General features: G+C 60.5%; 10 protein-coding genes, 1 tRNA gene and 2 pseudogenes. 3 read left to right on the top strand and 10 right to left on the bottom strand.

What is annotated here, in order from left to right; genetic code table 11:
- The 3 genes and pseudogenes from tnpC to A3722_RS25220 all read left to right on the top strand — a co-directional run.
- Positions 1-940 (top strand): IS66 family transposase (tnpC, locus tag A3722_RS00410; RefSeq protein ID WP_150120385.1); only part of this gene is annotated, 940 nt, incomplete at its 5' end.
- Between the two features lie 2 nt (positions 941-942).
- Positions 943-1164, top strand: a complete 222-nt coding sequence (locus A3722_RS00405; RefSeq protein ID WP_067625326.1) for a hypothetical protein — start codon at positions 943-945, stop codon at positions 1162-1164.
- A gap of 21 nt (positions 1165-1185) precedes the next feature.
- Positions 1186-1389 (top strand): annotated as a pseudogene (locus A3722_RS25220) (transposase); the annotation flags it as partial.
- 577 nt (positions 1390-1966) lie between these two features.
- Here the strand turns inward: A3722_RS25220 and A3722_RS00395 are convergent.
- The 10 genes and pseudogenes from A3722_RS00395 to A3722_RS00350 form a co-directional block, all read right to left on the bottom strand.
- Positions 1967-2043 (bottom strand) — tRNA-Arg (locus A3722_RS00395).
- A gap of 213 nt (positions 2044-2256) precedes the next feature.
- The gene (locus A3722_RS00390; protein WP_067625321.1) at positions 2257-3477 is read right to left on the bottom strand and encodes a cysteine desulfurase; all 1221 of its coding nucleotides are present in this window, start codon (positions 3475-3477) and stop codon (positions 2257-2259) included.
- A 3-nt stretch (positions 3478-3480) separates the two neighbouring features.
- Positions 3481-4059: a YIP1 family protein gene (locus A3722_RS00385; protein WP_067625318.1), complete on the bottom strand. Its 579-nt coding sequence runs from the start codon at positions 4057-4059 to the stop codon at positions 3481-3483.
- 1 nt (position 4060) lies between these two features.
- Positions 4061-4543: a hypothetical protein gene (locus A3722_RS00380; protein ID WP_067625316.1), complete on the bottom strand. Its 483-nt coding sequence runs from the start codon at positions 4541-4543 to the stop codon at positions 4061-4063.
- A complete protein-coding gene (sufD, locus tag A3722_RS00375; RefSeq protein ID WP_067625313.1) occupies positions 4543-5823 on the bottom strand; it encodes a Fe-S cluster assembly protein SufD in 1281 nt (426 codons plus the stop codon). The genes A3722_RS00380 and sufD overlap by 1 nt, the downstream gene beginning before the upstream one ends.
- Positions 5823-6578: a Fe-S cluster assembly ATPase SufC gene (sufC, locus tag A3722_RS00370; protein ID WP_067625310.1), complete on the bottom strand. Its 756-nt coding sequence runs from the start codon at positions 6576-6578 to the stop codon at positions 5823-5825. The genes sufD and sufC overlap by 1 nt, the downstream gene beginning before the upstream one ends.
- Before the next feature lie 83 nt (positions 6579-6661).
- A complete protein-coding gene (locus tag A3722_RS00365) occupies positions 6662-7468 on the bottom strand; it encodes a polysaccharide pyruvyl transferase family protein (protein WP_067625307.1) in 807 nt (268 codons plus the stop codon).
- On the bottom strand, positions 7468-8991 hold the full coding sequence (gene sufB / locus A3722_RS00360) for a Fe-S cluster assembly protein SufB (protein WP_067625329.1): 1524 nt from the start codon (positions 8989-8991) through the stop codon (positions 7468-7470). Before sufB ends, A3722_RS00365 begins: the two co-directional genes overlap by 1 nt.
- A gap of 36 nt (positions 8992-9027) precedes the next feature.
- On the bottom strand, positions 9028-10128 hold the full coding sequence (locus A3722_RS00355; protein WP_067625304.1) for a cysteine desulfurase family protein: 1101 nt from the start codon (positions 10126-10128) through the stop codon (positions 9028-9030).
- Positions 10129-10241: 113 nt separating this feature from the next.
- A pseudogene (locus A3722_RS00350) lies at positions 10242-10442 on the bottom strand (Rrf2 family transcriptional regulator); the annotation flags it as partial.

The following is a 10442-nucleotide window of genomic DNA, read 5'->3' as shown; positions in this document are numbered from 1 at the left end:
GATCGAAAGCCATGTGCGTGCCGCTCACCGCCTACATGGCGATGATACCACCGTGCCGCTTCTGGCGCGGGGCGGTGCAAAAAAGGCCCGGCTCTGGACCTACGTGCGTGATGATCGGCCATGGAATGGTGGCGCCCCACCAGCGGCGTTCTTCCGCTTCTCTCGAGATCGCGGCGCAACCAATCCCAATCAGCATCTGGCCGGATGGCAAGGTGTGCTGCAAGCCCCCTCTCATGGTTTGCAAGCAAACCACTGCCGGGCAATGGACGCCTATGGTGGATACAACGATCTCTATCGCGAAGACCGCGACGAGGGGCCCGTGACCAGTGCGTTGTGTTGGTCACATGCCCGCCGGAAGTTCTTCGAACTGGCCGACCTTGCGGGCAACGTCCGCAAGGGCAAACCCGCCCATCAGATCTCGCCGGTCGCACTGGAAGCGGTGAAACGGATCGATGCCATCTTCGACATCGAGCGCGAGATCAATGAGCTGGATGCTGATGCCCGGCTCGTCGCCCGCCAGAACCTGTCCCGTCCCCTGGTGAACGGCCTCCACGACTGGCTGCAGGACGAGCGCGCGAAACTGTCCAGATACAACAAGGTGGCCAAGGCGATCAACTACATGTTTGAGAAGCGTGGCCGTTGGCAGGCCTTCACGGCATTCCTCGATGACGGGCATATCTGTCTGACGAATAATGCGGCCGAACGCGCTTTACGTGGCGTGGCACTGGGCAGAAAGTCGTGGCTCTTCGCAGGCTCAGAGCGCGGCGGTGAACGGGCTGCCGCCATGTATACCCTTATCGTCACCGCCAAAATGAATGACATCGATCCGCAGGCCTGGCTCGCCGATGTTCTCGCCCGGCTGCCCGACTTGCCCGTCTCGCGCGTGCATGAACTTCTGCCTTGGAACTGGAAAGCTCTATCCCTTCCACAAGCAGCCTAACCATGCAGCTGAACAAGGTGTATTCCGTCAAGACAATCGACCGCGTCGCTGTCGAACTGGGCGAAACCGTCAATAAGATCTTTGATCTCGCCACCGGTATGGAAACCGAAGATGGTATAATCTGGGTCTACGGTCCCAGCGACGACGGTGTCATCGCATTCACTCCAATCGGGATCGAAAACCTGCAAGAGCTCATCGAAATGGACCGTGATCGCGAGCGATGACCCTGCGAGCAGACTGAAGATCTGCTTGGCGATGCCGGGCTAATGAATGAGCTCAAGACCAAGCTTATGGAACGGATGCTCGGGGCTGAGCTGACGGCACAGCTGGGCTATGAAGACGGAAAGGATGCCCCGCCAGATCAGGCCAACCGTCGCAACCGCTCATCTGCTAAGAAATTGAAGGGGCAAGACGGCGAACTGCCTATCGCTGTGCCGCGGGACCGGGACGACCAGATACACAAAGTTTATGACACTCCCGTCGGGGCCGGTGCGGCCCGCTTCGAAATCGCCTTCGACTTTGGCTCATTTGGCCTCAGCTTGCGCCATAAGCCAAGCAAGACAGCTTCCCCGCAATCAACAAATCACCCACAACAGATTTTCGTCTGCTATGAACCAGGTGGCGGCACCTGGGGTATCGAACGGACTCCGGATCATTGAAATATCGTCCTCAACCGTCTTCTCCGATTTGCGAGTTTAGCGATTCCGAGATTCCGTCCGAAGAAACCAGTTTCGCCAGTCCGAGTAAGCTTATCTTGGGATGAAGGGGCCAACTGCGCTCGATGCTAAGGGCAGTCACTCCGTTGACGATAGGGTTGAGAATGCGCAAAAGGAAATATCCTGGTCCGCCCCGGAGACGTTAAGGCCAACCCAAAGGATATCCTAAATGCGCATGCCCTGATGCCGTGCAGTCGCAGCTCGTAAAGGGCTTTGCGTGCAGTGATCTGCATTTTGCCTGCGACTGCCGGCCTGGCGATTGCGCACGGTCGATCGCAAAAAATAGGTTTTGATAAAGTTGTAAAAAGGATGGTGGTCCCAGCTGGATTCGAACCAGCGACCTCTCGCTTCGGAGGCGAGCACTCTATCCAGCTGAGCTATGGGACCATCTTTACAGAACGTTTCTGTGCAATTTCTGTGCGAAACCAGATTCGACGCTCTAATTTATATCTTACCTTTCAACGCGTTGCAACCTTAGCAATTCGCCTTCGGAGGGCAGCGCTCTATCCAGCTGAGCTAAGGGTCCACTGAGGGGCGGTATAGCCAGAGCGGGCCGCCCCTGCAATGGGAAATCCGGGGGCTAGGGCGGCGAAATTGAGCTTAGGCGAAAAGATCATGCGCCAATTCAAGTGCGTCAACCAATGTGTCGACCTCGGCGCGGGTGTTATACATGCCAAAGGACGCGCGGCAGGTGGCAGATACCCCGAGATGCGCCATCAAAGGTGCCGCGCAATGGTGCCCGGCCCGCACCGCCACGCCCTTCTTGTCGAGCACGGTTGAAATGTCATGGGCATGGGCCGCGCCATCCAAGGTGAAGCTAAAGATGGCCGCCTTATCCGGTGTCGTACCCTGAAGGTTAAGCCAGTTCAGCCCACTGAGACGGGACACGGCGTAGTCGCGCAGATCATCTTCATGGGCGGCGATATTTTCCATTCCCAGGTCCATCATGAAATCCAGCGCCACGCCCAAGCCGATGGTGGCCACAATGCCGGGGGTGCCCGCCTCGAACATCATCGGCGGGTCGTTGTAGCTCACCGCGTCTTTGCTGACTTCGCGGATCATGTCGCCGCCCCCGATGAAGGGACGCATTTCGGCCATCCGCTCGGACTTGATATAGATCGCGCCTGAGCCCGAGGGGCCGTAGAGTTTGTGCCCCGTGACGGCATAGAAATCACAGCCGATGTCTTGGACATCCACCGGCATATGCACCGCCCCCTGCGAGCCATCGACCAGCACCGGAACGCCTTTTTCATGCGCCGCTGCGGTGATGGATTTCACATCAACTTTGGTCCCCAAAACATTGGAAAGATGCGATATCGCAACCAGCTTGGTCTTTGGCCCGATGGCATCGATCACCGCCTGCGGGTCCAGCGCGCCGGTGGCGTCTACGTCGACCCATTTCAGCACCACGCCCTGCCGCTCGCGCAGGAAATGCCATGGCACGATATTCGCGTGATGCTCCATCACCGACAGGACGATCTCATCACCGGCCTGCATCCGCGGCATGGCCCAGCCATAGGCCACGGTGTTGATCCCCATAGTAGCACCGGTGTTGAGCACGATCTCATCTTCTGATCCGGCATTGAGAAACCGTACAACGGTGCCGCGCACGCTTTCATATTTGTCGGTCGCCAGATTAGAAAGGTAGTGCAAGCCACGGTGAACATTGGAGTATTCATTCGCGTAGGCTTGGGTGATCGCATCGATCACCACCTGCGGCTTCTGCGCTGATGCACCATTGTCGAGATAGACCAGCGGCTTGCCGTTCACTTCGCGGCCGAGGATCGGAAACTGCGCCCGGACAGCATCAACGTTGAACATGTTTCAAACTCCTTGGGCGGTCAGCCCGATCAAAGACAGCAGGAGGCCAAGACCCAGCAAGACCCCAAGCGCGGCCCCTGCCAGCACAGCGGCGGCATGGAAGAGCCCCGGCAGATGCAGCAGTTCGGCCACGAAATTCAGCAGGATCCAAAGACCCCAAAAAGTAACGACGAAAGAAGCCAGCAACGCCACCGGCGGCAGAGCCATGGTCAACAGCAGGATTCCCAATTGCGCGCAGAGCCGGAGCGCCTGCAACCAGACCACGGCCGCCAGAAGCGGGGCCGCCGCGCCCTGCCCGCCCAAGGCCCGGCCAACCCAAGACAGCGCATGAACATAGAGCACCATCAAACCGGCCAGCAGCGCAAAAAGCACCAGCGGCGATTGGAAATAACTCGGCAACGCCATGGCGGGTGGCGCGATCACGAACATCGCCGAGATCAATAGCGCGTTAAGCGCTGCGACCAAGGCGAGCGATGTCCATATCACCTCGCGGCCCAAAGGCAGGGCCGCGATCATCCGCGCTGCGGCGCGGGGGCTACGCAATGTGGTTTGCGCGAGTTGGATCAGGGCGGCGCTGTCCATCTCAGCCCCGCTGTGCCGCAAGCAGGCCTGCGATCCAGAACCAGAAGAACACGGCCAACCAGAGCACGCCAACAATCTGCGCCTGCACGCCCGGCCCGATAAAGCCAAGCGCGAGGCCCAGCAACAACAGGATCGGCGCGGAAGCGAGCAGTGACCAAACCAAGGTCAAACGCACCGCGTAGCCAGTGAGCCGCTGCCCCGCGATGCGGCTGATCGCCCAGACCATCGCCGCCAGACCATAGAGCAGCATCGGCATCACGAAGATCCAGAAAAACGCGCTCCAATACTGCCGCACGGCCAGCGGTCCTTCGGGGTCAAGATGCGCCGCGCGGGCTTGATAAGGGGACAGGGCCACGAAAATCAGCAGCCCCGCCATGAGCGCGAACATCAGAACGCGCACCTCGTTACGGCCCTGCGCTAACAGCCCCGACATCACTTTGCCGGGGCCGCGATAGGTCGCAACGATATCGCTGGTGACAGCCATCAGCTGCTACGACGCTCCAACCACGCGCTGAGACGCCCGTTGATCTCTTCGCGCAGCCCTTCGGCTTCGATTTCTTCCACCGCTTCGGCAAGGAAGGCCAGTGTCAGAAGGTCGGTCGCCTCGGCATGAGACACGCCGCGGGCACGGAGGTAGAACAGCGCCTCTTCGTCGATCGCACCAGAGGTCGAGCCATGCGAACAGGCCACGTCATCAGCGTAGATTTCCAGCTCAGGCTTGGCGAGGAACTGGCTGTCGCCGTCCAGCAAAAGCGACTGGCTAATCTGATAGCCATCGGTCTTCTGCGCGCCTTCCTTAACGAGGATCTTGCCTTGGAACACGCCTGTCGCACCGTTGCGCAGCACCTTCTTAAAGACCTGACGGCTTTCGCAATTCACCGCGTCATGGGTGATGAAAACCGTGTCGTCATGATGGAAGTCACCATCGCCGACGCAGGCACCGGCCACATGGGCCGAGGCATCATCGCCGGTGAGCTCGATCACACATTCGTTGCGCGTCAGCGCGCCGTTCACGGTAACGGTGAAGCTCTTGAACAGCGACTCGCTGCCAAGACGGGTGAAGACATGTGTTGCAGCCCGGCGCTCATGATCGCGGCCCTGTGCACGGACATGGTGGAAGCGCGCGGTGTCGGCCACTTCAACCTCCATCACGGTATTGAAGCGCGCGGCGGCGGGGCCGTTCTCCAAAAGGGTCACTTCGGCGTCTTTTTCGAGCTTCACGACGTGGTGCAACATCGCATCCGAAGTCTCTGATTTATGGGTATAAACCAGATTGATCGGCTTGCTCACTTGACCGGTGACATGGATCAGCACCCCGTCACTCGCGAAGGCTGTATTCAGCGCGGCCAGTGGGCGTTGAACTGGCGTCTGGCCGTTCTTTTCCAGCGCACCATAGAGGTCACGCGCCCAATGCAGATCACTGTCCGCCGCCGCGAGCCGTTCGATGCTGACGCCTTCTAGCGACAGATCGTCGGAGGCTTCGGCGTCGAATTCACCGTCGACAAAGACGATACGCAGACGGTCGGTGTCGTCGAAAAGCGGTGCCTCGCCGTGATCGAAAATCGCGGCAGGCTGCGCCTCGGGTTGCGTCAGCGTGTCGGGGCGGGTGAACTTCCAATATTCATCCCGGCGTTGCGGCAAGCCCATGGCACGGAGCCGCGCCAGCGCGTCCTCGCGCGCCGCCTGGGCCCAGCCACCCTGCGGCATGCTGAGCCGTGCGATCATCGCCTCGGTCGGGGTTTCTTGCAGTTTCGCTTCGGCCATTATGCCACCTCAGCGAGAATGTCTGCGTAGCCGTTGTTCTCGACCTCAAGGGCAAGCTCGGGGCCACCGGTCTTGATGATGCGACCGTCGTGCATGATGTGCACAACATCCGGTTTGATGTGGTCCAAAAGACGCTGGTAGTGCGTGATGACAAGGAAGCCACGGCCTTCGGTGCGCAGGGCGTTCACGCCTTCGGCGACGAGTTTCATGGCGTCAACGTCAAGACCCGAGTCAGTCTCGTCGAGGATGCACATCTTTGGCTCAAGCATGGCCATCTGCAGGATTTCGTTGCGTTTTTTCTCACCACCCGAGAAGCCCATGTTCACAGGCCGCTTCAGCATGTCGGCGTCGATCTTCAGATCCTTCGCCTTGGCGCGGATTTCCTTAAGGAAGTCTGCTGCCGACATTTCCTCTTCGCCGCGCGCTTTGCGCTGTGCGTTCACCGCGGTGCGCAGGAAGGTCATGTTGCCGACGCCGGGAATTTCAACGGGGTATTGGAAAGCAAGGAAAAGGCCCGCCGCGGCGCGCTCTTCGGGCTCCAAGTCCAGCAGGTCTTCGCCTTCGAGCGTGGCGGAGCCTTCAGTGACCTCGTAGCCATCCTTGCCCGAGAGCACGTAGCTCAACGTCGACTTACCCGAGCCGTTCGGCCCCATGATGGCGTGTACTTTGCCAGCTTCGACTTCCAGATCGACGCCTTTGAGGATCTGCTTGTCCTCCTCTTCCAGTTTCACCTGCAGGTTCTTGATGCTCAGCATTTCGGTCTCCTTCTGGCGCGCTTTGCGCCGCAATTCATGCTATTTCAGTTTTATCTCAGGGGCTTGCCCCTGCGTGTTAAAGTTCATGCCGCCCCCTGACGGGCGCAGAGCGCGGCGGGAAAGTGTTCGATCAGCGCCGCGCGGCAGACAGCAATACCGTCGTGATAGACCAGCGGCGCATCGGGTTTGCGGGCCGCCGGAATATCGGCCAAGGCGATCGGCACGCGCATGTCACGGCCCACCGAGGCGGCGTAGTCGTGGAACTTGAGGCGTCCCTGCCCGTCGGGTGCGACCCAAGTGTTCGCCACGCCGTAGGCATCCGCCGTGATCAGCCCGTGGAGGGATGAGGCAAAGACATGGGCGCAGGATGCGATGGCGGCGCAGACATGCTCTACCGGGTCTCGCGGATCGATCAGCACATAGGCGCTGTCGGAGGCCACGAGGTCCAGCAGTTCGGGGGCATCGGCGAGCGTATGATGCGGCACGATGCCGATCTTGTCGCCGCGCGGTGCATCGCTTGGCAGAACCTCGTTCACCAGAAGCCCGGGATCACCGAAAGCGTCAGTCTCCACCCCCAAAAGCGCCGCGGTCACCGGACCGCGCAGCAATGCGATCTCGATGTTTTTCAAGAACGCACGGCCCCCTGCGGGACGCAGCAGACCGCTGCCCCATATCACCGGCTTGGCCCCGTCGCGCGGCGTGTCGAAATTGCGCCGCACGATTTGCAAAAGCGAGCCAAGACCAAAGACATCCGCCTCGTCCACCGACGCATGGGCCACCCGCCGCCCCGAGACATGGCTCAGGATCAGCGGGCTCAGCGCATCGCCGAAATTCGGCTGCGCCTTCCACCAATGCAGGCGGAGGGGGGTATGCGCCGCAGCAAGGCTCATCAGCCGACGGAGCCTTCCAGCGAAATAGCCACCAGCGCTTGCGCTTCCATGGCGAACTCCATCGGCAGGGCTTGCAGCACGTCCTTGCAGAACCCGTTCACAACCAGCGCCACGGCCTCTTCCTCGTCCATCCCGCGCGAGCGGCAGTAGAACATCTGGTCGTCGTCCACCTTCGACGTCGTCGCCTCATGCTCCACGCGACTGCTGTTATTCTTCACCTCGATGTAAGGCACAGTATGCGCCCCGCATTCCGAGCCGATCAACAAGCTGTCACACTGGGTATAGTTGCGCGATTCCTTGGCCTTGGGGTGCATCGACACGAGGCCACGGTAGGTGTTCTGCGCCTTGCCCGCCGAGATGCCCTTGGACACGATGCGCGACTTGGTGCGCTTGCCGAGATGGATCATCTTGGTGCCGGTGTCGGCCTGCTGCATGTTGTTGGCGATGGCGATGGAGTAGAACTCGCCTTGGCTGTCGTCGCCGCGCAGGATGCAGGAGGGGTATTTCCACGTCACGGCAGAGCCGGTCTCGACCTGCGTCCACATCACCTTGGCACGGTCGCCGCGGCAGTCGGCGCGTTTGGTCACGAAGTTATAGATGCCACCCTTGCCGTCCTCGTCACCGGGGTACCAGTTTTGAACGGTGGAATATTTCACCTCAGCATCTTCTTCGATGATGATCTCAACGACGGCGGCGTGCAACTGCGACTCGTCACGCTGTGGCGCGGTGCAACCTTCAAGGTAGGACACGTAAGACCCCTTGTCGGCGATGATCAGCGTTCGCTCGAACTGGCCGGTGTTTTCCGCGTTGATGCGGAAGTAGGTCGACAGTTCCATCGGGCAGCGCACGCCCGGCGGCACGTAGACAAAGGAACCATCAGAAAAGACAGCAGAGTTCAGCGTGGCGTAGAAGTTGTCCGATACGGGCACAACCGAGCCGAGGTATTTTTTCACCAGTTCGGGATGCTCGCGGATCGCTTCGGAGATCGAACAAAAGATCACGCCAGCCTTTTTCAGTTCCTCTTGGAAAGTCGTCCCGACGGAAACGGAGTCAAAGACCGCGTCGACAGCCACTTTGCGGCCCTCGGCGGGGGCATCTTCGGCCCCTTCGACACCGGCAAGGATCATCTGCTCTTTCAGCGGGATGCCCAGTTTCTTGTAGGTTTCCAGCAGCTTGGGGTCCACGTCATCAAGCGACTTGGGCTTTTCGGCCATGCTTTTCGGACGGGCGTAGTAATACTGGTCCTGAAAGTCGATCTCGGGGTAATCGACCATCGCCCAGTCGGGCTCTTTCTTGGTCAACCAACGATCATAAGCCGCGAGGCGCCATTCAAGCATCCACTCCGGCTCTTCGTTCTTTTCCGAGATCAGCCGCACGATGTCCGGCGTCAGCCCCTTGGGGGCGTATTCCATCTCAATGTCGGTGGACCAGCCGTATTTATATTTGCCGCCGACTTCGCGCACGGCATCCACGGTTTCCTGGTCGACGCCTTCCTTGACGCCATCATTCTCTTTCAGGGTCATATTTTCCAAGGTTTCAGTTCCTTTCCGTGGCGGCGCTCAGGCGGCCCGCGTTTCGTGCTTTTTCAGTTTGGCGGTCCAGCTTGTGGCGAACCGCAGGATATCTTCCCGGGTGGTGTTCAGGCCCAGCGACACCCGGATCGCGCTGGCGGCCTGTGTTTCATCAAAGCCCATGGCGCGCAACACGGCACTGGCGCGGACCTTGCCGCTGGAACAGGCCGATCCCGCCGAAATGGCAAAACCAGCGAGGTCCATCTGCATCACCTGGGTCTCGCCCTTCCAGCCGGGCGTAATAATGCATGAAGTGTTGGGCAGGCGCGCAGCGCCTTTCCCTACAAAAATAGTCAGACTTGTGGCATCCGCAAGGGTCGCTTCCAACAAATCACGCTGTTCGGCCACCTCTTCCCACCGCCCCGCAGAGACATCTGCCGCCGCCGCTTCTGCCGCTGCGCCAAAACCTGCGATGGCGGGGATATTTTCGGTCCCTGAGCGGCGCCCCATCTCTTGCCCGCCGCCGCGCAAAAGCGCGTGTTCGGCCAGATCGATGCCGCGCTTGACGATCAGCGCGCCGATGCCCTTGGGCCCGCCCAGCTTATGCGCCGAGATGAGAATGAAATCCGCCCCCGACGTAGCCATTTTGAACCGCGTTTTGCCAAGGGACTGTACCGCATCGACCAACACATAGGGGCTGCTCTCCATCGCCCAACATTGCTGCGCCAAGGGCATAGTCTGTTGTAGCACGCCGGTTTCGCTGTTGGCGGCCTGAAGGGCGACCACATCAACGCCCACCGCAGCGGTCAGGTCACCGTCCCAAACGCCATGCACGTCGACGCCCAAACGATCCGCCTGCCCCCATGAGAGCACCGCGTCATGCTCCACGGCGGATGTCACCATCCGCGCGCCCATCGCCGCCGCAAGCGCCGCCGCCTCTGTTGCACCGGAGGTAAAGATCACATCGACCGGATCACAACCCACAAGCCCCGCCACCTGCACCCGCGCGCGTTCAACCACAGCCTTGGCCGCACGGCCCTCAGCATGGACCGAGGACGGGTTGCCGGGCAGATCCATCGCCGCGATCATCGCCGTGCGCGCCTCCGCCCGCAGCGGTGTGGTCGCGTTATGGTCCAGGTAGACCCGCATCCTTCATCCTTTTCCAAATACCGCGGGGGTCCGGGGGCAGCGCCCCCGAAATCCCACATCGCCACCCGCGCAGGCCACAGCGGCCAAAGCGCGTTTGCTGCCCAAAACCACCCTCACGTTTCATCCACCACGGCAAAGAGGGTCGGCACCGCCGGACAGGGGGCCAGTTCGTTATCCACCACATCCGACAGGCGGGTCTGGTGCAAGAAGACATAGACATGCGCGCTCAGGCCCTGCCAAAGCCGGTTGGTCAGCGATTGCGCTCGGCTGCCCGAAAGCCCGCCCGAGGCACCTGCCCCCTTGTGCATCGCATC

Origin of the sequence: Sulfitobacter sp. HI0027, from assembly GCF_001634775.1 — a bacterium.
Taxonomy (GTDB): Bacteria; Pseudomonadota; Alphaproteobacteria; order Rhodobacterales; family Rhodobacteraceae; genus Sulfitobacter.
This window is presented reverse-complemented; position numbering and strand designations above follow the sequence as displayed.